Origin of the sequence: Streptomyces pseudovenezuelae, assembly GCF_029892565.1 — a bacterium.
In the GTDB taxonomy this organism is placed as follows: Bacteria; Actinomycetota; Actinomycetes; order Streptomycetales; family Streptomycetaceae; genus Streptomyces; species Streptomyces pseudovenezuelae_A.
Window position 1 is genome coordinate 1 of record NZ_JARXVH010000027.1, and the last position, 20685, is coordinate 20685.

The following is a 20685-nucleotide window of genomic DNA, read 5'->3' on the forward strand; positions in this document are numbered from 1 at the left end:
CGGGGACGGGCCCTGGACACTGGCCCGAAGTTCAGCCGATCGATACCTCCTTCACGTGGCTGTCCTTACTTACCTGGAGCGACTTCGTGTCGCACCCCGAGGGCTCTAGTTGCCGGACGGCGGTGGCGGGGGCGGAGCCACCGTCGCGCCGAGGCCCAGAAGGTTGTCCGGGTCCTGGAGCCCCGCCCCCTCCGCCAGCAGCATCCGGCGGACCATCGGCTCCGGCATCCGGATCACCACCGGCCGGGCGAGGGTCGTCTCGCGTTCCACCGTCTCGGTGCGGCCGGTGCGGACCCGGTTGGTCAGTTGGGCCACCACCCGGACGTCCAGCGTGAACTGGACCAGGACCGACTTCATCTTCGGTTTGTGCAGCGGCATCGAGCCCGCCGAGTTCGCCGTGGCGTCCGCCGCGCCGCCCGAGCCGCCGGTGTTGCCCATCAGCTGGTTGAGCCGGAACTCGTCGGCGTTGAGCAGCCCCGCGCCCCCCATCGGCCGGGCCGCCCTGCTCTTGTCGGTGGAGCTCTGGCCGTCCGTCTGGGTGGGGCGCGGCGCCTCCAGATGGCTCTGGCCCACCGTCTCGAAGGTCATCTTGTCGCCGACGCCCAGCACCCGCCCCTGGCGCAGCCGCGCGTGCAGCGAGGCCCGCAGGTCCTGCCCCTCCGCGCCGGAGGCGTGCACCGGCGGCAACTCGGCCCCGGCGGAGGTGAGCAGCGGCAGCGCGGCGATCATCCACTCGGTGGAGACCGCCTCGTTCAGCGCGTACGCGGCGGCCTGGCCCCTGTCCCGGAACCTGTCTCCGCCGCCCGCCTGCCGGACCGCGGAGTCCAGCAACCGCCGTACCTGCGTGACCCCTTGGAACCCGTTGACCTGCGCCTCCATCGGCAGCCGCACGCCGCCCGCGCGCCAGGCGCCGAGCCCGGCCGGGGCCCGCCCGGCAGCTGGCTGCCGCTGGGCCACGGGGGCGACCACCCGGTTCAGCGCCGCCAGGTCGTTCTTCAGGACGCGCTGGGTCAGCGACATCTTCTTGTCGCCGAGCTGGGCGAGCCCCAACCGCCGGTCGCCCTTGTACAGTTCGAGGCTCGCCCGGATCGGCACCCGCATCTTCGCCGACTGCGCGGCGCTCGCCTCGGCGACCGTCTTCATGCCGAGCTGGCCCCGGCCCGCGGTGCCGGTGCGGCGCGAGTCGCCGGACGCGTAGCCGAGGCCCACCGAGCCACCCGTGCTCTTCAACTGGCCGAGCCCGCCCTCGGGTTTGCCCGATCCCGCGACAATGCCCTCGACGCCGGTCATCGCGCCCTCGTCGTGGGAGCCGGCGCTCTGGGAGACGGCCGAGGTGATGTACTCCATGTCCCGGCCGTCGTCCACGTCACCCTCGTAGGTGCCGGGCCCGCTGCGGGTGATCTTGAACACCGCCCAGTAGGGCGTCCTGCGGCCGTCCAGCAGTTCGACGGTGACCCCGCCGTCCATGGCGCTCGACAGCAGCCCGGCGGATCCGTCCCGGTCCAGTACACGCAGCAGCCGCTGCACGTTGTCGTTGCGGTCCTTGGTCTGCTGCCGGGGCAGCACGGCGTCGGCGACCCCCTGCTGCCCGGCCGCCGCGAGGCTCGCCCGCAGCCGCGCCAACAGCGGCACGAAGTCCGGCAGATCCTCGATCGTGCCGAAGCCGAGCGCCGAGTCGACGCCGAGGGTCGGACCGGTGGCGCGCGTCGGAGCGGACCCGGACACCCCGGACGAGCCGCCCGCGTCCTTGGCCGCCGGATCCCCGACCTTCTGGTCCCGGGCCTCCTGTCCCTTGCCCGCAGGCTCCCCGACCTTCGGTTCCTCGACCGCCGGTTCCCGATCGGCCCGCTCCTGCGCCATCCGCGAGCTCTCCGCCGGACTCTCGCCCTGCACCCCCGACGACGCCGTGGTGGCCGTCGCGGTCTTCGTGTTGGGCGGCTCCGAGTCCAGCCCCAACTGCCGTCGTATGCGCGGCGGGAGCTGCGCCTCCGTCAGCCACACGCCCGCCGCGGCCGGCAGGGTCCGCGCGCCCTTGGTCACGTAGGGGCCGCCGCCGGTCACCTTGACCTCCGCGACCATGTTCACCAGCACATCGCACTGGACCAGGTACAGCGGGGCCTTCTTCGGCGTGTGGGTGTTGCGCTCGACCGTGCCGGACACGGCGGCGGCCTGCGTATCGCCCTCGCCCCAGGTGCGGTACCCCGACAGGCCTTGGCCGGTGCGCCACTCGGGAGCGTTCCCCGTGACCGTGGCGCCGATCTGCACCGTGTTGGTGGTGCCCTGGCCGACCTGCCCGGCCGACTGGTGGCCACCCAGCACGAAGGTCTCCGTACCCGGGCCCGAACCGGTGTGCAGGAACTTCGGGTTGGCGAGGGCGATACGGGTGCCGACCGCGCCGTTGAGAGCCGCGAGACGGCGCGGATAGCGGAGGTTCTTCACCACCCAGCCCGAGGACGCGGCCTGGCGCAGCGCGCCCTGGATCGACCGCTCGCCGAACCGCTCCTCCAGCGCCTGCCGGGGCGCGAGCCCCTCCGACTCCAGCGCGGTGTCCCGGCGCAGTCCCTTGTCGCGGGCGGCGGCCCGGGCGAGCAGCTCGTAGGCCAGGGCCCGCACGGGCTCCCCGTCGAGGCTCTCCACCAACTGCCAGTCCCGCAGCACCCGTCCGGCCGACGGCCTCGGGGTGACCGAGGCCAGGTCGCCGATGCCCTCGGCGGCGAAGCCGTAATCGGGCCTGGACGCCTGGGCCTTGCGGGCCTCGACCACGGCGTCGAGCCGCTCCTTGCCCTCCTGGTCCAGCGTGAACTCCGTGGGAGTGAGCAGCCGTACGTCCTGTTCCGGCAGGTGCAGCCCGCCCAGCGGCCGGGACGCGGGCCCGTCCTGGCCCGGGGAGCCGGGGGTGACGGTGCGGGCCAGCTTGCGCGGCCGGGACGTCATGGTGACGTCCACGTCCAGGCGCAGGGGCGCCGCGAAGGCGCTGGCCGACTCGGAGCCGTTGGCGACGATGTCCGAACGGCCGGTGGGACCGGCCTGGTTGCGCCGGTTGCCGGTGCTGTGTCGCTCGTAGCGGGCCGCGCCGGTCAGCACACCGGGGACCAGCCGGGCCTGGCCGAGCACCAGACCGCCGATCGAGCGCGAACTGCTGCGCCCGCTCTGCGAGTTGCTGGTGACCCCGGAGTGGGCGCGCACCAGCCAGTCCTTGATGTCGCCCTGGTAGGTGGTGTCGCCCAGGTCGCCCTTGACCCGCAGGTGCACGTCGTGGGCGTGCATGGTCGTCTTGCGGCGCAGCCGGACCGTGAGGCCGGTGGACAGCAACTGGTCTTTGTTGACACGGAGGTTGGTCTCCGAGAGGGCGGTCATCAGCTCGCGGTGGTTGCGCCGCTGGACCTCGGCCTCCTCCCTGCTGACGTGCGCGCCGGGCGGGCTGGTGCCGAACGCGGGGAGATAGCCGGCCAGTCGGGGATCGGTGGCGAACATCTCGCGCACGGCCCGCACCATGGGCCCGGTGTCGATCTGACTGAGCGCGACGTTGGATCCCTTGCCGCCGTAGGCGAGATGGCGCTCGACATCCACCTCGTCGCCGTTGTCGTCGGTCCGCTTCGGCTTCTCGACGAACTCCCCGGCCGCCATCCCCGGCGGCAGCGGCAGCCCGAGCGCCTGGGCCTCGTCGGCCCGCAGGCTCATCCACACCTTCATCGAGTGCGTGGCGACGCGGCGTTCGGGATGCAGGACCATCTCGGCCGACCGCGGACCCGTACCCTCCGCGCTGATCGTCACGGTCCCGAAGTAGAGCGCCTTCTCGCCCCGGACCTCCGCGCCCTGCCGGCTGGAGACGGTCTGTTCGGTCGTCGTGAAGCGCGCCTTTCGGGCGCCTCCGACCGGCATGGCCGTGGCCCGCACGACGGCCGCGCTGCCGGACAGACCGACACCGATCGCCGGGCCCGCGCCACCCGAGATCGCCCGTCCCTTGCCCGCGCTCTCCGCGACCGTGTCCTGCCCCTGCTGGTGGGTGCGCAGTTGGGTCTTGCCGGTGCCCCAGGCGGGGGAGAGGCCGGTGAGCACGGCGCGCAGTTGGTAACTGCCCGCCGTCTTCCCGTCCCTGGACCGCAGGTCCTCGCCGACCACGCCGTCCCGCAGCAGCCGCGGCATGTCCTCCAGGACGGTCGCCGTGGCGGTCGCCTCCTGCAGCCGGGCCCGGCCCGGCGCCCCGGACGCGGTGATCGAGGGGTGCAGGACGGAGGCGACCGCGTCGAAAAGACCGCCCCCGCCGCGCTGCGGGGCACCGGTCCCGACGACGGCCACGGGCGCCAGCGAGTCGGCCTGCGAGACCGAGTCGGCGAGCGCGGCGGCCCGCACCGGGTCCGCGTGCAGGGGCCGCGGCGGCACGGGATCGCCGGTGCCGCCCGGCACCAGATGCTCGGTCGGCACCCGCTGGGTGAGCGTGCCGGCGCCCTGGAAGGACTGCGCGTCCGCGGAGCCGTGCTGCTGCACCCGTACGTCGTAGAGCACCTTGCGGGTCACCTCGACCGAGCCCATGTCGCTGCGCAGGACGCGGGGTTCGGCCACGTTCTTCTGCCGGCGGGACTCCCTGGAGGACTGCCAGGGCTGCACGTTGCCGGTGGCGGCGCCGCCGAGGAAGAGCCCCGGCACCACGGGCGCGAGCCCGAAGCCCATACCGCCGACGCCCTTGCTGGACGAACTGCCCGCCGTACTGCTCACGGTGGCGCCGCTGTTGTGCTGGACGTCGACCTTGGTGTCCTTGCCCTCCGCGTCCTCCAACTCCGCCTGCGGCGCCGCGTCGGGGCCCGGCGCGGCCCCGGACACGTGCTCGGGGGGCTGGAAGACGGGCGGCCGGTCGTCGGGAGCCCGGCGGACGGCGACGGTGACGTCGAACCACTCCTTGCCACCGCGACCCTGGACGGCGAAGGCGCGGCCCTGCCCGAAGAAGCTCTCCGGCCGCCCGGCCAGTTCGGCGGCGATGTCACCGACGTCGCCGTCGCCGCGTCCGACGACCGCGGCCACCGCGTGCCGCACGAACTCGTGCCCGGTCAGACCGCAGGCCGTGGAGAGACCGGCCGCCTGCAAGTGCATCAGGTACGAAGGGAGTTCGAGCCCGGTCTCCTGGCCCTCGTCCACGCCCGCCAGCGCGGGCCGGGGGAGTCCGGCGCGGTTACGCCGTAGGGCCCGGGTGGTGGCCCTGTTCCCCGCGGAGTTCTGGACGCCGAGCAGGGGATGGGCGGCGGCGGTCGGCGCGGGTGGCCGGGCGGTGCGGGCCGACGGGGGCGCCTGCCGGGAGTCGCCGGTCCTGCCGTTCCCTGACTGCTGAGGTGTCCGCACGGCCTCAACGTAACCAGCGCCGTGCAGGTCGGAGGCCCCTCCGGCCACTCCCGCCACGTTCGCCGCTCCCGCTCAACCGGCATGCCAACTCCCGTACACCGCAAGGCCATTTATGACTTTGCCGGCTCTTTGCAACCCGCTTCGTCGCTGCCTCGTCTCTCCGCTCGATCTGTCACCCGATGAAAGAGAGCGATTCATGCGTCGAACCGGCCTCAGTGCCATGGCACTCGCCTGCGCCGCCGTGCTGGCGGGTGCGGTGCCCGCGTTCGCCGACGGGACCGCGTCCCCGACGCCCGTCCCCAGCCGGTCCGCCGAGCCGACCAAGGCACCGTCTCCCGCCACGAGCGCCGAGCCGACCCGGGCGCCGTCCGACGACCAGGTCTCCGTCCGGCCCAGCGGTGCGCCGAACACCGGCGAGGTCACTCCGTCCTCCGGCTCCGCCACGGGCGGCCTGATCGGCGGGGGCGCCGCCGCGGCGATCGCCCTCGGTGGCGGGGTCTTCCTCGTGCGCCGCCGCCGGGCGAACGGGGTATGAGCCCCCTCTCCAGGCGTGCCTTCGCCGGGGCGGCGCTGGCCTCGCTGCTCGTCGCCTGCGGCGGCCCCGGCACCACGACCGGAAGCTCCACGAGCCCACCGCCGTCGGTGTCCGAGGCCTCCGTCCCGCCGCCCGCCAAGTCGGTGGCCGCGCTGGGGCGTTCGGTCCCGGTCGGCCTGAAGATCCCGGCCATCGGGGTCGACACCTCGGTCATGCAGCTGGGGCTGGCCGCCGACGGCACCGTCGAGGTGCCGCCGATCGCCGCGCACGACCGGGCGGGCTGGTACCGGCACTCACCGACACCCGGCCAGACCGGACCGTCGGTGATCCTCGGCCATGTCACGGTCGGCTCCTACGGGGACGGCGTCTTCCGTCACCTCGGGGAGCTGAACCGGGGGGACAAGGTCGTGGCGCGCCTGGAGAACGGCAAGTCCGCGGTGTTCGCCGTCACGGCGGTGCAGACGGTAGCCAAGGCCGACTTCCCGACGGACGAGGTCTACGGCGACGTGGACCGGCCGGAGCTGCGGCTCATCACGTGCGGCGGACCCCGTACCGGTGACGGCTACCAGGACAACGTGATCGTCTTCGCGACGCTGAGCACCTAGGGCCTGCCCGGCCACCGCGAGCCCCTGACGGCGTCCCGGATCCCGGATCCCGGACCGTCGGAACCCACACCGACGGTCCGGGGTCTTCCAGTGCGAAGCCACCATCCCCCCACCTGGAGAACGTTGAAACGGTCCAGCGAGAAGGCCGCGTCGGAGCTGTTCGCCGCCCTCTACCCGCGCCTCGCCGGCTGGTGCCGCCGGCTCGTCGACGACGACGAGACGGCCCACGAGATCGCCTCCGAGGCGTTCACCAGGCTGTGGGCGCGCTGGACGACCGTGTCGGAACCGCGCGGATTCCTCTACGTCACCGCCGCCAACCTGGTCCGGGACCACTGGCGCAAGCTGGAGCGCGAGCGCCGGGCCGTGCGCCGCGCCACCGACGAGGCGGCCGTGCGCCCGCAGCCGGAACAGGAAGACCCCTCGGTACGGCTCCTGGTCCAGTCCCTGCCCGAACGGCTGCGCGTGCCGATCCTGCTGCACTACTACGCTGACATGCCGATCCGGGAGGTGTCCGCGCTGACCGGACGCAAGGAAGGAACCGTCAAGGCCGACCTCCACGCGGCCCGCGAACTGCTCCGCGCCCAGCTGAGGAGAAGCCTTGATCACACACTCTGACGACGGCCCGGACTTCGACCCCGAGGACGAACTCACCGTCCTGCTGCGCCCCTCCAGCGAATACCTCGGCCCGCCGACCGGCCGTTACGAGGCGATCCGCCGTGGCGCGGCCCGCCGCAAGCTGTTCAAGGCCGCCGTCGGCGCCGCCCTGACCTGCGGTGTCGCCGCCCTCGTCGTCCTGCCCCTGCGCCTGACCGCCACCGACTCCCCGTCCTCCCCGACGGTCCCCCTGGCCCCGCCCCCGGCGAGCAGCCCTTCGACCGGCCCTTCGACCGGCCCGTCGACCGGCCCGTCGAACGGTCCGTCGACCGGCTCTGACCCGACGAAGGCGGCTCCCACCGCCGAGACCCCCGTCCCCAGCCGCATCCCGTCCAGCACCCCGCCCAGGCAGCGCGCCACGGCGTCCCCCACCTCGGCACCGTCGACGGCACCGACGGACGTACGGGACACGACCTCCGTGACGCCGTCGCCGACCCGCACCCCCTCCTCGCGTGGCTGACACCACTCACCGATAGTTTTGAACATGTTCAACTACGGGCGTACGCTGCCGTCATGAGCGACAGAGCCGCCCTTCTCAAGGGCATCCGCGCCTGGTTGGTCCTCTTCGTCGTCTGTCTGGTGCTCAGCGGCGCCACGGCCTTCCCGCTGGTCCACGAACTGCGCTGGACCGAGGACGTCCTGCGCTCCCTGTCCGTGCCGCAGCACCTCCCCGCGCTCATGGAGTGGATCGAGCACGTCCGGCGCGGACTCGACACCGCCGACGCCGACTACCCCTTCGTCCTCTACGGCACGGACTGGCTGGCGTTCGCCCATCTCGTCATCGCGGTGGCCTTCTACGGTCCCTACCGCGACCCCGTCCGCAACATCTGGGTCGTCGAGTTCGCGATGATCGCCTGCGCCGGAATCATCCCGCTGGCCCTGATCTGCGGGCCGATCCGCGGAATCCCCTTCTGGTGGACGGTGATTGACATGTCCTTCGGCGTCATCGGGATCCTCCCGCTGTACGTCGTACGCCAGAAGATCAAGCGGCTGGCCGCCCTCACCCCGAACTCCGCCCCGGTGTTCGCTACTTGAGCGCCGCCAGCGCGATCCGCTGTGCCACGGCGTTCATTTCCTCGCCCTTCGCGTCCGTCGCGCCCACCGAGTAGACGAGCGTGCGGCTCAGATCGCGGGTCGCGGCGATCACCGCGCTGTAGCCGTACCGGGAGCCCGACTTGACCCAGTACGTGCGACCGTCGACCACGAACCGCTGGAGCCCGGCGCTGTAACTGGCGCCCTCGATCCCCGCGGGCACGGTGAACATCTCCCGCAGCTGCGGCCCGTGCACGATCCGGCCCCGGAAGAGAGAGGTGACCAGCTGTTCCAGGTCCGCGGTCGTGGAGATCATGTCACCGGCCGCGAACCGGTCCGCTTGGTTCCAGTCGGTCACGTCGACGAACTCCGTTGTCCCGTCGGCCTGTTCGACCGCCTGGTAGCCGTGGTTGTGCGGTCCGCGGATCCGGGGATCGGTCCCGGGGAAGTACGTGTCCCGCATCCCGGCGGGGCGCAGCACGAGCCGGGTGGCCTCGTCGGCGTACGAGTGCCCCGTCACCTTCTCGATCAGCATCCCGAGGACCGTGTAGTTGATGTTGAGGTAGTGCTGCTGCCGGCCAGGGCGGAACTCCGGCCCCTTCGCCACCGCCGACGCCACCACCTGCTCCGGCGTGAGCGTGTCGAAGCGGTGCGCGTACTGGTCCTCGAAGTCGCCCCACCCGTCGCCGGCCTGGACACCGCTGGTGTGGTTCAGCAACTGCCGTACGGTGATCGGCTCGAAGCGCGAGGTCAGCAGCCCGGGGAGATAGCGCTGGACGGGCGTGCCCAGGTCGATCCGGCCCTGTGCGGCCAGCTTCAGCACGGCCGCCGCGGTGACCACCTTCGTCGTCGAACCGGCCCGGAAACGGGCGTCCGGATCCGCCGCCCGCCCGCTCACCAGATCGCGCACGCCCGCGCTGCCCCGCCAACTCCCGTCACTGCCCCCGACCCGCACGAGAGCCGCCGTCGCGTCGGCGTCCGGCAGACCGGAGATCGCGGCCTGGAGGGCGACGGCGTCCGGTGCGGTGCCAGGGTCGGTGACCGGGCGCGCGGACGCGGTTGAGGCGGAGGCGGCCGGGGCGGGTGCCGCCGAGGCCGGCGCGGCCAGCGGGCCCGCCGCCGTGAGGGCGAGGACGAATGAGGCGGCGAGAATGGAAGGTCGGGGGCGCATCGGCTGCTCCAGGGGGCTGCGGCGATTGCTGTCGTCGATCAGCCTCCGGTGCGGGCCCCACCCCGCGGATCGTCGGCGGGGAGGGGGCCGGCCCCTGACCGGACCCCGAGTAACTCCCTTACCCGGCAAGGGCGTTGTGGGGGATGACCCCTACGGGTGAAAAAGTGTTATCCCGCCCGCTCCCACCGCGTCTCCTCTCGCACCCGCCGTCCCCCACACCCCGGGAACCACCACCAAGAGCGCGGCTGAGAAGGTGCGGTCGGAGGGCGGTGACCTTGGAGAGGACGGACGTGGACGGGCGGCAGTGGCGTTCCACCATCGCGGCGGCGCAGGCCGGTGACCGGCAGGCGCTGGACGACCTGGTCGCCGGCTGGCTGCCGTTGGTCTACAACGTCGTCGGCCGCGCCCTGAACGGTCACGCCGACGTGGACGACGTCGTCCAGGAGACGATGCTGCGCGCCGTCGACAACCTCGGTTCCCTGCGCGACCCGGACAGCTTCCGGTCCTGGCTGATGGCGATCGCCATGCGGCAGATACGGGACCGGGCGCGTCGCAGGTCCACCGAGAAACTGGACGAGTCGGCCGCCCGCGAGGCCACCGACTTCGCCGAACTCACCGTGCTGCGGCTCCAGTTGGAGGGCCAGCGGCGCGAGGTCGCCGAGGCGGTGCGCTGGCTGGACGACGAGGACCGGCAGTTGCTGTCGCTGTGGTGGCTGGAGGTCGCGGGGGAGCTGAGCCGACGCGAGCTGGCGGCCGCCGTCGGCATCAGCCGGCAGCACGCGGCCGTGCGCGTCCAGCGGATGAAGGAGCGGCTGGAGACCGCGCGCGGCATCGTGCGGGCGCTGGACGGCGCCTGCCCGGAACTGCGCGAGCTGACCGCCCGCTGGACCGGACGGCCCGACTCGGTCTGGCGCAAACGCCTGGCCCGGCACATCAGGGGCTGCGCCTACTGCTCGGACACGCACGAGTCCGTCGTACCCGCCGAACGCCTGCTCGTCGGTATCGCCCTCGTCCCGCTCCCCGTCGGCTTCACCCTGTCCCTGGCCTTCGGCGGCAAGACGGCGGCGGCCGCCACCTCGGCCGGCTGGTCCGCCAAGCTGCTCGGCGCCCTGACCAAGCCGGCCGTCGCCGTGACGGCGAGCGCGACCATCGTCGCGGGCGGCGCGTACGTGGGCACGCGCCCGGCCGACACCCCGCCCCCACGCGCGGCGACCACTCCCACCGCCAGCTACCGCTCCCCGTCCCCCAGCAGCACGCCCTCCTCGTCGCCGTCACCTACCCCGTCCTCCTCACCCACGAAGAAGACGACCGCCCAGTACGGCAGCGTCGTGGACGCCGTCGACTCCGCCCCGGACCCCGACACCCCGCCCGCCGCCCTCCCGCACCGCCCCGGGTCCGGCGTCACCAGCACCGGCGGCGCGCACGCCACCATGAACCACCGCGGGGACGCCGTGACGCTCAGCGGCCGGGGCTATGTCCTGGTCCGCTGGCAGATCTCGCCGCAGTACCGGGCCGGCAGCCTGGTCATGCCGAGCTGGACCGGCCTGAAGGGCAAGCTCTTCCACGTCGCCTCGGGCGGCGGCAAACGCATGGACGACCCGGTCGGCACGACCGGCAACTCCGCCACCGGCATGGGCAGTTCGGCCACCGGCTACGCGGTCCTGCCCACCGGCACCCAGCAGATGTGGCAGAACGAGTACTTCTACGTCGACGGCACCGTCACCCTCACCGTGAACGAACGCGGCGCCGACTACGGCCTGAACGTCTTCCCCACCACCTGGGACGCGGTCGAGAAGGACGTCACCACCGGCCCCGCCCAGGGCGCGATCCGCTACGGCCTGGTCCGCGACACCGGCAGGGACGACACCCCCGTACCGCAGTACGCCACCCGCGCGACCCCTGCCGACCCGGCGACGGTGGCCCAGCGCTCGCGTCTGTAGCAGCCGCGCGCGGCTCAGTCGCCGTCGCTGTCACGCAGGGCGTGCAGGAGGTCGACGCGGTTGGTCGTGATGGAGTCGACGCCGAAGTCGAGCAGGCGGCGCATCGAGCGGCGGGTGTCGGGGGTCCAGACGGAGAGCAGATAGCCGGAGCGGTGGACGTAGGTCGCGAGGTCCCGGTCGACCAGCGCGAAGCGGTAGTTGAGCCAGCGCGGGCGCACCGCGTCCAGCAGCGCGGGCCGCGGTGGTGCCAGCGACTTCCAGGTCAGCGCGATCTCGGCGGACGGGTCGGCGGCCCGGACGGCGAGCATGGCGGGGGCGTCCGCGGTGTAGTACGCGCGGTCGGCCGCGCCGCTGTCGCGCACGACCTCCATGATCCGCTGGACCGTACGCAGCTCCGGGTCGCCGGGCAGGTCGACCATGACCCGGCGGCCCTCGGTCGCGGCCAGCGCCTCCGCGAGGGTCGGCACCCCGCCGTCCGTGAGCCCGCGCACCTCGTCGGCCGACAGGGACCTGAGCGGCCGGTCGTGCTCCCACAGCCGCTTCAGCGTGTCGTCGTGCAACAGCACGGGGACGTCGTCCTTGGTCAGCCGCACATCGAACTCGACTGCGTCCGCGCCCTTTCGGAGCGCGGAACGCAGTGAGTCGGTGGTGTTCTCACGGACGCGGTAGGGGTCGCCGCGATGGGCGACTGCGGTCACCTTCTGCATGGACCCCATTGTGGTGACTCCGTGACTCAGGGGGCGAGCCACGCCGTGGTGAAGGTGTCGATCTCGTCGCGGATCCGTGCCTTGCCCGCGACGTCCAGGAAGGAGGCGTCGACCGCGTTCTTCGCCAGCTCCGCGAGCCCCCGCTCGTCGAGGTCGAGCAGCCGGGCGGCGACCGCGTACTCGTTGTCGAGGTCGGTGCCGAACATCGGCGGGTCGTCGGAGTTGATCGTGACGATGACCCCGGCCCGCACGAACTCCTTGATCGGGTGCTCGCCGAGGGTGCGGACCGCGCGCGTGGCGATGTTGGAGGTCGGGCAGACCTCCAACGCGATCCGCTGCTCGGCCAGATGCGCGAGCAGCTTCGGGTCCTGGGCGGAGCTCGTCCCGTGCCCGATGCGCTCGGCGCGCAGATACGTCAGGGCGTCCCACACCGTCTCCGGTCCCGTGGTCTCCCCGGCGTGCGGCACCGAATGCAGCCCGGCGGCGATCGCCCGGTCGAAGTAGGGCTTGAACTGCGGCCGCGGTACGCCGATCTCGGGCCCGCCGAGCCCGAACGAGACCAGCCCCTCCGGGCGCAGCCGGTCGTCGGTGGCCAGCCGCGTGGTCTCCTCGGCGGCCTCCAGACCCGCCTCGCCGGGAATGTCGAAGCACCAGCGCAGCACGGTCCCGAACTCCGCCTCGGCCGCCTTGCGCGCGTCCTCGATCGCGTCCATGAAGGCCCGCTCGTCGATCCCGCGCCGGGTCGAGGAGAACGGCGTGATGGTCAGCTCGGCGTACCGCACCTGCTGCCGGGCCAGCTCCCGGGCCACCTCGTACGTCAGCAGCCGCACGTCCTCGGGGGTGCGGATCAGGTCGACGACGGACAGGTACACGTCGATGAAGTGCGCGAAGTCCGTGAACGTGAAGTAGTCGACGAGGGCCTCGGGGTCGGTGGGCACCTTGGAGTCGGGGTGCCGGGCGGCCAGTTCCGAGACGATGCGCGGGGAGGCGGAGCCGACGTGATGCACGTGCAGTTCGGCCTTGGGCAGTGCGGCGATGAAGGCGTGCAGCTCGCGCGGGGCGACGGACGCGTCGAGGTGGTCGGTCAAGGGGGTTCCTCCCCGGAACGGCGCCCCGGGGCGGCTCGGCCTCACGGGACGCGGGTGATCGGCTGATCGATGACTCGAGGATCATCGTAGGCGGGGGTTGGACGGCGGGTGAGGTCGGTGGGCGCGCGGGCGACAAACCGGACGACGGGCCGGGCGGGGAATCGGTCCATGAACCGGTCCATGAACCGGTCCATGAACCGGTCGGTGGACTGGTCGGCGAACCGGGCGGTGAGCAGTTCAAGGTGAGGCTTTACCATGGCGAGGCGATCGATCGAGGGGGACGGGAACGTGGTGGACGGGACACAGCCGGCCGGGGGAGCGGGAGCGGAACGCGACCCGTGGGCACCGCCGCCCGAGGAGAAGACGTCGCTGGACAAGGGCGCCCGCCCGGGTCCCGGTGAGCAGCCCCAGCCGCCCTCGTATCAGCCGCCTCCGGCGTACCCGCAGCCGCCGTCCGTGCACGACCAGGCGACGATGGCGGCCCTGCCGTCCGACGGCTTCGCCCCGCCCGGTCAGGGCACCCCCGGCTTCGGCGCCCCCACCTACGGCGCCCCCGGCACGCCCCCGCCCGGCTGGTCCGACTCCGCCGTTCCGCCCCCGCCGTTCGCGCCCACCGGCCCCGGCCCCGGTCAGCAGGGCCCGCCGGCCCCCGGCGGCTACGGCTACCCCGCCTACCCGCAGGGCTACGGCTGGCCCGGTATGCAGCCGCCCCCGCAGAACGGCATGGGCACCGCGGCCATGGTGCTGGGCATCCTGTCCTGCTGCCTGTTCTGCATCTACGGCGTCGTCTCCCTCATCCTCGGCGTCCTCGCCGTGATCTTCGCCATCAAGGGCAAGCGACGGGCCGACCGCGGTGAGGCCACCAACCGCGGCCAGGCGCAGTCGGGCCTGATCACGGGCATCATCGGGATCGTCCTGGGCCTCGCCACGATCGCCCTGCTGATCGTCGGCATCGCGATCGCCGTGAACAATGACAACGACAGCGGCACCGACGACGGCTCGTACTACGACTCGGCCCCCGGCGTCTCCGCCCCGCTGCTGGCCCAGGGCTGATCCTCACCGGTCCCACTGTCCTCACCCCGAAGCCGCGCCCGCGCCTCCATCAGTGCGAACCCGAGCAGATTCGGCCCCCGCCACCGCCCCGGATCCTCCGCGGCGGGGTCGTCCGCCGCGAGGCCGATGCCCCACACCCGGTCCACGGGACTGGCCTCGACCAGCACACGTGTGCCTGTCGTCAGCAGGAACTCCCGCAGCTCCGCGTGTGCCGCGAACTTGTGGACGCTGCCCTCGACCACGATCCCGAAGCGCTCCCGCTCCCAGGTCGCCTCGTCGAAGCCGCGCACCAGCCGCCCCGCCTTCTTGGCCTGGGAGGGATGGTCCGCCGCCAGGACGCGCCGCTCCGCCTCCGCGTCCCCGAACAGCCGCGCTTTCCGCGCCATCATCCAGTGCTCGGCGGTGCCGTACACCACCCCGTCCACCGTGAACGGCGCCGGCCACCACTGGCTCAGACAGCTCGACCCCACCTGACCGTCCGCCCGCGCCCGGTGCCCCCAGAAGTGCAGGTACTTCACCTTCGCCCCCGCGCGGACCGCCTTGACCAGCGCTTCCTGTGAATCGATCGTCCCCGTGATCCGTCCCATGCACGCGAGTCTGGCAGCCACCACTGACATTCCGTCCGCCCTTTCCCGCGGTCACTCGACACCTGGTCGACAGATTCCGTCGTGTAACCAAAAGGCAACAACGGAATCACTTGTTGGATGCCCTTTGCTCTGTCAGGATCGGCACTCAAATCGAGCTGGAGCTACGCCACCCGCCCCCGCGACCGAGGGGCTCCGGCGGAGGAGAGCGACATGCACAACCCGGGCAATACCACCCCGGAACGATTCCCGGCGCAGCACCGCTTCGCGGACGGCGCGCAGTACATCGCCGGCCGCCTGGCCAAGGGCACCTCCGGCCGTACGCACGCGGTCGTCGACCCGTCGACCGGCGAGGAGGTCCTCACCTACGAGCTGGCCGGCCCCGACGACGTGGACGCGGCCGTCGCGGCCGCCTGCGAGGCGTTCCCCGGCTGGTCCGCCGCCACCCCCGGCGACCGCTCCGACGCGCTGCACCGGCTCGCCGCCGTGCTCGCCGACCGCGCCGAGGACTTCGCCCGCGCCGAGTCCCTCCAGTGCGGCAAGCCGCTGAAACTGACCCGCGAGTTCGACGTGCCGGGGACCGTCGACAACACCGCCTTCTTCGCCGGCGCCGCCCGGCATCTGCAGGGGCAGTCCGCCGGCGAGTACTCCGGCGACCACACCTCGTACGTGCGCCGCGAGCCCATCGGTGTCGTCGGCTCCATCGCGCCCTGGAACTACCCCCTCCAGATGGCCGCCTGGAAGATCCTCCCGGCCATCGCCGCGGGCAACACGATCGTGCTCAAACCGGCCGAGCTGACCCCGCTCACCTCGCTGCTGTTCGCCCAGGCCGTCACCGACGCCGGGATCCCGGACGGTGTCGTCAACATCGTCACCGGCACGGGCAGGGAGGCGGGCGAGCACCTGGTCGGCCACCCCGACGTGGTGATGACGTCCTTCACCGGCTCCACCGCCGTCGGCAAGCGCGTCGCCGAGATCGCCACCGCCACCGTCAAGCGCCTTCACCTGGAGCTCGGCGGCAAGGCGCCCTTCGTCGTGTTCGACGACGCCGACCTGGAGGCCGCCGCCAACGGCGCGGTCGCGGGCGCGCTGATCAACACCGGCCAGGACTGCACCGCCGCCACGCGCGCGTACGTGCAGCGCCCGCTCTACGAGGCCTTCGTCGAGAAGACGGCCGCCCTGATGGAGACCGTCCGGCTGGGCGACCCCTTCGCCGCGGGCACCGACCTCGGCCCGCTGATCTCACACGTCCAGCGCGACCGCGTCGCCGGTTTCGTCGACCGGGCGCGTGCCTACGCGCGCGTGGTGACCGGCGGCGAGGCTCCCGGGGGAGAGCTGGAGAAGGGCGCCTACTACCGGCCCACCCTGATCGCCGACGCGGCCCAGGACAGCGAGGTCGTCCAGTCCGAGATCTTCGGCCCGGTCCTGGTGGTCCTGCCCTTCGACAGCGACGACGAGGGCATCGCGCTCGCCAACGACACCCCGTACGGACTCGCCGCCTCCGCCTGGAGCCGCGACGTCTACCGCGCCAATCGCGCCACCCGCGACATCAAGGCGGGCTGCGTGTGGATCAACGACCACATCCCGATCATCAGCGAGATGCCGCACGGCGGATACAAGGCCTCCGGCTTCGGCAAGGACATGTCGGCGTACTCCTTCGAGGAGTACACCCAGATCAAGCACGTCATGTTCGACAACACGGCGGTGGCCAGGAAGGACTGGCACCGCACCATCTTCGGGGACCGGCTGTAGTTCGACTCCGGCTACCGCCGGGCGGGAAGACCGGCCGCCGACCACGGCCTCAACCTCGTCCCTCCTGAAAGGGCAGCAAGCGCATGGAGCAGTACGAGCCCGAACGCCTCTCCCCGGCCCAGGTGGCCGCCATGCGGCGCAGCTTCCGCAATGGGAGGGCCGCCCTCACCCGCCGTTCGCTGCTGCGCGCCTCCGCGGGCGGCGCACTCGCGCTCGGCGGCGTCGGGGCACTGAGCGCCTGCGGGATCCCCGCGGCCGGCAAGACCCAGGGCGGCGTGTCCGCCGACGACCACTCGGCCACGGAGAAGACCGTCAACTTCTCCAACTGGACCGAGTACATCGACGTGGACGACAGCGGAAAGCACCACCCGACGCTGGACGCGTTCCGCGAACGAACCGGCATCACGGTCAAGTACACCGAGGACATCAACGACAACAACGAGTTCTTCGGCAAGATCAAGCCGCAGCTCGCCGCCGGCCAGGACACCGGCCGCGACATCATCGTCCTCACCGACTGGCTGGCCGCCCGCCTGATCCGCCTGGGCTGGGTCCAGAAACTGGACCCGTCCCACATGCCGCACGCCTACGCCAACCTGTCGGCCCAGTTCCGCAACCCGGACTGGGACCCCGGCCGCGCCTACTCCTACGTATGGCAGGGCATCTCGACCGTCATTGCCTACAACAAGAAGGCGCTCGACGGCGTCGAGGTGAAGTCGGTCTCCGACCTGCTCGACAACCCCAAGCTCAAGGGCCGGGTCGGCTTCCTGTCGGAGATGCGCGACAGCATCGGCATGACGCTGCTCGACATGGGCAAGGACCCGGCGAAGTTCACCGACGACGACTTCGACGCGGTGGTCGCCCGCATCCAGAAGGCCGTCGACAAGGGCCAGATCCGCCGCTTCACGGGCAACGACTACACGTCCGACCTCACCAAGGGCGACTTCGCGGCCTGTATCGCCTGGGCCGGCGACGTCGTCCAGCTCAAGGCGGACAGCCCGGACGTCGACTTCGTCATCCCGGACAGCGGCTACATGACGTCGACCGACAACATGCTGATCCCCAACAAGGCGCGCCACAAGACGAACGCCGAGCGGCTCATGGACTTCTACTACGAGCCCGAGCCGGCCGCCGCCCTCGCCGCCTACATCAACTACGTGACGCCCGTCGACGGCGTGAAGCCCTATCTGGCGAAGATCGACAAGTCGGCGGCCGAGAACCCGCTGATCATTCCCGACCAGGCCATGGCCGCCAGGTCCCATGCCTTCCGCTCGCTGAGCGCGAAGGAAGAGACGGCCTACGAAGAGAAGTTCGCGAAGCTCACAGGGGCGTGACGACCATGAACACCACGGACAACAGCGGCGACGTCCGCCTCTCCGGAATCAGCAAGACCTACGGCGCCTTCACCGCCGTACACCCACTGGACCTGACCGTGCCGCAGGGCTCCTTCTTCGCCCTGCTCGGCGCGTCCGGCTGCGGCAAGACCACCACCCTGCGGATGATCGCGGGCCTGGAGGAGCCGAGCGGCGGGACCGTGTTCCTGGGCGACCAGGAGGTGACCCATCTGCCGCCCTACAAGCGGCCGGTGAACACCGTCTTCCAGTCCTACGCCCTCTTCCCGCACCTCGACATCTTCGAGAACGTCGCCTTCGGCCTGCGCCGGCGCGGCATCAAGTCGGTGAAGAAGCAGGTCGTGGACATGCTCGACCTGGTGCAACTGGGCGAGCAGGCGCGCAAGAAGCCGCACCAGCTCTCCGGCGGCCAGCAGCAGCGCGTCGCGGTGGCCCGCGCGCTGATCAACACCCCGAAGGTGCTCCTGCTCGACGAGCCCCTCGGCGCCCTCGACCTGAAGCTGCGCCGCCAGATGCAGTTGGAGCTCAAGCGCATCCAGACCGAGGTCGGCATCACCTTCGTGCACGTCACGCACGACCAGGAGGAGGCCATGACCATGGCCGACACGGTCGCCGTGATGAACGCGGGCCGCGTCGAGCAGCTCGGCTCGCCGACCGACCTCTACGAGAACCCCAACACCACGTTCGTCGCCAACTTCCTCGGCACCTCCAACCTGATCGAGGCCGAGGTCGACACCAAGAGCGGCGACGACATCGTCCTCAAGGCGGGCGGCGGCAAGCTGGTCCTGCCCGAGGCGCGCTGTTCGGCGCCGACCACGACCGGCGGCAAGGTGCTGGTCGGCGTGCGCCCCGAGAAGATCTCCCTCACGCACGCGGACGACGCGGGCGAGATTCCCGAGGGCCGCAACCGCATCACCGGCAAGATCGCCGACTCCAGCTTCATCGGCGTCTCCACGCAGTACGTCATCGACTGCCCGGTCTGTCCCGAGTTCGAGGTCTACGCCCAGAACATCGACCGCGACGCCCGCCTCGTGCCCGGCGCCGAGGTCGTCCTGCACTGGAACCCGGCCCACACCTTCGGCCTCGACGCGGCGCAGGACATCGACGCCGGCGTCGACATCGAGGAGGAGGCCGCCTGATGGCCACAGCCACCGAGGCGCCACCCCTGGCGCCGGCCCCCGACAAGAAGCCACCGCGCAAACGGGGCCGCTGGACGCCGTACTGGCTCCTGCTGCCCGGTCTGCTCTGGCTGGTGGTCTTCTTCGCGCTGCCGATGATCTACCAGGCCTCCACCTCCGTGCAGACGGGCTCCCTGGAGGACGGATACAAGGTCACCTGGCACTTCGCGACCTACTGGGACGCGCTGAGCGAGTACTGGCCGCAGTTCCTGCGCTCGGTCCTCTACGCCGCCGCCGCGACCGTGCTGTGTCTGCTGCTGGGTTACCCGCTGGCGTATCTGATCGCCTTCCGCGCGGGCCGCTGGCGGAACCTGATCATGATCCTGGTGATCGCGCCCTTCTTCACCAGCTTCCTGATCCGCACGCTCGCGTGGAAGACGATCCTCGCGGACAGCGGCCCGGTCGTCGGCGCCCTCAACGCGCTGCACGTCCTGGACGTCACCAGCTGGCTCGGCTGGACCTCCGGCGACCGCGTGCTGGCCACACCACTCGCGGTGGTCTGCGGACTGACGTACAACTTCCTGCCGTTCATGGTGCTGCCGCTCTACACCTCGCTTGAGCGCATCGACGGGCGGCTGCACGAGGCGGCGGGCGATCTGTACGCGAAGCCCTTCACGACCTTCCGCAAGGTCACCTTCCCGCTGTCGATGCCGGGCGTGGTCTCCGGGACGCTGCTGACCTTCATCCCGGCGGCCGGCGACTACGTGAACGCCGAACTCCTCGGCTCCACCGACACCCGCATGATCGGAAACGTCATCCAGACGCAGTTCCTGAGAATTCTTGACTATCCGACGGCGGCTGCCCTTTCCTTCATTCTGATGGCCGCGATTCTCCTCATGGTCACCATCTACATCCGCAGGTCGGGGACGGAGGATCTGGTCTGATGCCCGTCGTCACCTGGTTAAAGCGCCATCTCGTCGTCATCGGGGGACTTCTGACACTCGGCTATCTCCTGCTGCCGAACGTCGTCGTCACGGTGTTCTCCTTCAACAAACCGAAGGGGCGCTTCAACTACGAATGGCAGCAGTTCTCCTTCGACGCCTGGAAAGACCCGTGCGGGGTCGCCGACATGTGCGGCTCGCTCTCGCTCAGCCTCCAGATCGCCTTCTGGGCGACCGTCGGCGCGACCGTTCTCGGCACGATGATCGCCTTCGCGCTGGTCCGCTACCGCTTCCGCGCGCGCGGCTCCGTGAACTCGCTGATCTTCCTGCCGATGGCGATGCCCGAGGTCGTCATGGCCGCCTCGCTGCTCACCCTGTTCCTCAACCTCGGTGCGCCGCTGGGCTTCTGGACGATCCTGATCGCGCACATCATGTTCTGCCTCAGCTTCGTCGTCGTCGCCGTCAAGGCGCGCGTGATGTCGATGGACCCGCGTCTGGAACAGGCCGCCCAGGACCTCTACGCCGGACCGGCGCAGACCTTCCTGCGCGTCACCCTGCCCATCGCGGCCCCCGGAATCGCCGCGGGTGCGCTGCTTTCCTTCGCGCTCTCCTTCGACGATTTCATCATCACCAATTTCAACGCGGGCTCGACCGTCACCTTCCCCATGTTCGTCTGGGGTTCGGCACAGCGCGGAACACCCGTCCAGATCAATGTCATCGGTACGGCCATGTTCCTGGTCGCCGTACTGTTGGTCCTGTTCTCCATGGTTCTCGGAAATCGCCGCAACAGGCAAAAGGCGTAAGCGCAAAGCCCTTGTAGGG

The 20685-nt window shown here is 71.4% G+C and carries 18 protein-coding genes; 12 read left to right on the forward strand and 6 right to left on the reverse strand.

Annotated elements, in window-relative coordinates; genetic code table 11:
* Positions 1-105: 105 nt before the first annotated feature.
* A complete protein-coding gene (locus tag M2283_RS45920) occupies positions 106-5334 on the reverse strand; it encodes a hypothetical protein (RefSeq protein ID WP_280882557.1) in 5229 nt (1742 codons plus the stop codon).
* A 196-nt stretch (positions 5335-5530) separates the two neighbouring features.
* Between M2283_RS45920 and M2283_RS45925 the strand changes: the two genes are divergently transcribed.
* The 5 genes from M2283_RS45925 to M2283_RS45945 all read left to right on the forward strand — a co-directional run bounded on the left by M2283_RS45925 (position 5531) and on the right by M2283_RS45945 (position 8163).
* Entirely contained in the window at positions 5531-5869 is a 339-nt protein-coding gene (locus tag M2283_RS45925; protein WP_280882558.1) for a sortase-dependent protein, read from the forward strand.
* Complete coding sequence (locus M2283_RS45930) at positions 5866-6474, forward strand: class F sortase (RefSeq protein ID WP_280882559.1); 609 nt, start codon at positions 5866-5868, stop codon at positions 6472-6474. The genes M2283_RS45925 and M2283_RS45930 overlap by 4 nt, the downstream gene beginning before the upstream one ends.
* Before the next feature lie 123 nt (positions 6475-6597).
* Positions 6598-7089 carry an RNA polymerase sigma factor gene (locus M2283_RS45935; protein ID WP_280882560.1) on the forward strand — a complete coding sequence of 164 codons (492 nt, stop codon included), beginning with the start codon at positions 6598-6600 and terminating at the stop codon, positions 7087-7089.
* Entirely contained in the window at positions 7073-7588 is a 516-nt protein-coding gene (locus M2283_RS45940; RefSeq protein ID WP_280882561.1) for a hypothetical protein, read from the forward strand. The genes M2283_RS45935 and M2283_RS45940 overlap by 17 nt, the downstream gene beginning before the upstream one ends.
* A gap of 53 nt (positions 7589-7641) precedes the next feature.
* Complete coding sequence (locus tag M2283_RS45945; protein ID WP_280882562.1) at positions 7642-8163, forward strand: hypothetical protein; 522 nt, start codon at positions 7642-7644, stop codon at positions 8161-8163.
* Here the strand turns inward: M2283_RS45945 and M2283_RS45950 are convergent.
* Positions 8156-9331 (reverse strand): serine hydrolase domain-containing protein, encoded by a 1176-nt coding sequence (locus M2283_RS45950; RefSeq protein WP_280882563.1) that lies wholly within the window; start codon positions 9329-9331, stop codon positions 8156-8158. The two genes, M2283_RS45945 and M2283_RS45950, sit on opposite strands and share 8 nt — an antisense overlap.
* A gap of 269 nt (positions 9332-9600) precedes the next feature.
* On the opposite strand from M2283_RS45950, the gene M2283_RS45955 reads away from it, so the two are divergent.
* Complete coding sequence (locus tag M2283_RS45955; protein WP_280882564.1) at positions 9601-11271, forward strand: RNA polymerase sigma factor; 1671 nt, start codon at positions 9601-9603, stop codon at positions 11269-11271.
* 14 nt (positions 11272-11285) lie between these two features.
* Here the strand turns inward: M2283_RS45955 and M2283_RS45960 are convergent, their stop codons facing one another.
* Genes M2283_RS45960 through M2283_RS45970 form a run of 3 tightly spaced genes read right to left on the reverse strand, consistent with a single transcriptional unit; the run spans position 11286 to position 13323 of the window.
* The gene (locus M2283_RS45960) at positions 11286-11978 is read right to left on the reverse strand and encodes a glycerophosphodiester phosphodiesterase (protein ID WP_280882565.1); all 693 of its coding nucleotides are present in this window, start codon (positions 11976-11978) and stop codon (positions 11286-11288) included.
* A gap of 26 nt (positions 11979-12004) precedes the next feature.
* Positions 12005-13066: an adenosine deaminase gene (locus M2283_RS45965; protein WP_280882566.1), complete on the reverse strand. Its 1062-nt coding sequence runs from the start codon at positions 13064-13066 to the stop codon at positions 12005-12007.
* Between the two features lie 41 nt (positions 13067-13107).
* Positions 13108-13323 (reverse strand): hypothetical protein, encoded by a 216-nt coding sequence (locus tag M2283_RS45970; RefSeq protein WP_280882567.1) that lies wholly within the window; start codon positions 13321-13323, stop codon positions 13108-13110.
* Here M2283_RS45970 and M2283_RS45975 point away from each other — a divergent pair.
* The gene (locus M2283_RS45975; RefSeq protein WP_280882568.1) at positions 13322-14119 is read left to right on the forward strand and encodes a DUF4190 domain-containing protein; all 798 of its coding nucleotides are present in this window, start codon (positions 13322-13324) and stop codon (positions 14117-14119) included. The two genes, M2283_RS45970 and M2283_RS45975, sit on opposite strands and share 2 nt — an antisense overlap.
* Here M2283_RS45975 and M2283_RS45980 read toward each other — a convergent pair.
* On the reverse strand, positions 14071-14706 hold the full coding sequence (locus tag M2283_RS45980; protein ID WP_280882569.1) for an NADAR family protein: 636 nt from the start codon (positions 14704-14706) through the stop codon (positions 14071-14073). The two genes, M2283_RS45975 and M2283_RS45980, sit on opposite strands and share 49 nt — an antisense overlap.
* A gap of 210 nt (positions 14707-14916) precedes the next feature.
* Here M2283_RS45980 and M2283_RS45985 point away from each other — a divergent pair, with 210 nt between their 5' ends.
* The 5 genes from M2283_RS45985 (at position 14917) to M2283_RS46005 (ending at position 20666) form a co-directional block, all read left to right on the forward strand.
* The gene (locus M2283_RS45985; RefSeq protein WP_280882570.1) at positions 14917-16455 is read left to right on the forward strand and encodes a gamma-aminobutyraldehyde dehydrogenase; all 1539 of its coding nucleotides are present in this window, start codon (positions 14917-14919) and stop codon (positions 16453-16455) included.
* 83 nt (positions 16456-16538) lie between these two features.
* Positions 16539-17786, forward strand: coding sequence for a polyamine ABC transporter substrate-binding protein (locus M2283_RS45990; protein WP_280882571.1), 1248 nt, complete (start codon positions 16539-16541; stop codon positions 17784-17786).
* Entirely contained in the window at positions 17783-18943 is a 1161-nt protein-coding gene (locus M2283_RS45995; protein ID WP_432423232.1) for an ABC transporter ATP-binding protein, read from the forward strand. The genes M2283_RS45990 and M2283_RS45995 overlap by 4 nt, the downstream gene beginning before the upstream one ends.
* Positions 18943-19866: an ABC transporter permease gene (locus M2283_RS46000; protein ID WP_280882573.1), complete on the forward strand. Its 924-nt coding sequence runs from the start codon at positions 18943-18945 to the stop codon at positions 19864-19866. Before M2283_RS45995 ends, M2283_RS46000 begins: the two co-directional genes overlap by 1 nt.
* Positions 19866-20666 carry an ABC transporter permease gene (locus tag M2283_RS46005; protein WP_280882574.1) on the forward strand — a complete coding sequence of 267 codons (801 nt, stop codon included), beginning with the start codon at positions 19866-19868 and terminating at the stop codon, positions 20664-20666. Before M2283_RS46000 ends, M2283_RS46005 begins: the two co-directional genes overlap by 1 nt.
* The last annotated feature ends 19 nt before the right edge of the window (positions 20667-20685 follow it).

Coding starts and splice junctions, on each gene's coding strand:
- M2283_RS45925 (WP_280882558.1), top strand. CDS start 5,531: ATGCGTCGAACCGGCCTCAGTGCCATGGCACTCGCCTGCGCCGCCGTG.
- M2283_RS45930 (WP_280882559.1), top strand. CDS start 5,866: ATGAGCCCCCTCTCCAGGCGTGCCTTCGCCGGGGCGGCGCTGGCCTCG.
- M2283_RS45945 (WP_280882562.1), top strand. CDS start 7,642: ATGAGCGACAGAGCCGCCCTTCTCAAGGGCATCCGCGCCTGGTTGGTC.
- M2283_RS45950 (WP_280882563.1), bottom strand. CDS start 9,331: ATGCGCCCCCGACCTTCCATTCTCGCCGCCTCATTCGTCCTCGCCCTC.
- M2283_RS45960 (WP_280882565.1), bottom strand. CDS start 11,978: ATGCAGAAGGTGACCGCAGTCGCCCATCGCGGCGACCCCTACCGCGTC.
- M2283_RS45975 (WP_280882568.1), top strand. CDS start 13,322: ATGGCGAGGCGATCGATCGAGGGGGACGGGAACGTGGTGGACGGGACA.
- M2283_RS45970 (WP_280882567.1), bottom strand. CDS start 13,323: ATGGTAAAGCCTCACCTTGAACTGCTCACCGCCCGGTTCGCCGACCAG.
- M2283_RS45980 (WP_280882569.1), bottom strand. CDS start 14,706: ATGGGACGGATCACGGGGACGATCGATTCACAGGAAGCGCTGGTCAAG.
- M2283_RS45985 (WP_280882570.1), top strand. CDS start 14,917: ATGCACAACCCGGGCAATACCACCCCGGAACGATTCCCGGCGCAGCAC.
- M2283_RS45990 (WP_280882571.1), top strand. CDS start 16,539: ATGGAGCAGTACGAGCCCGAACGCCTCTCCCCGGCCCAGGTGGCCGCC.
- M2283_RS46000 (WP_280882573.1), top strand. CDS start 18,943: ATGGCCACAGCCACCGAGGCGCCACCCCTGGCGCCGGCCCCCGACAAG.
- M2283_RS46005 (WP_280882574.1), top strand. CDS start 19,866: ATGCCCGTCGTCACCTGGTTAAAGCGCCATCTCGTCGTCATCGGGGGA.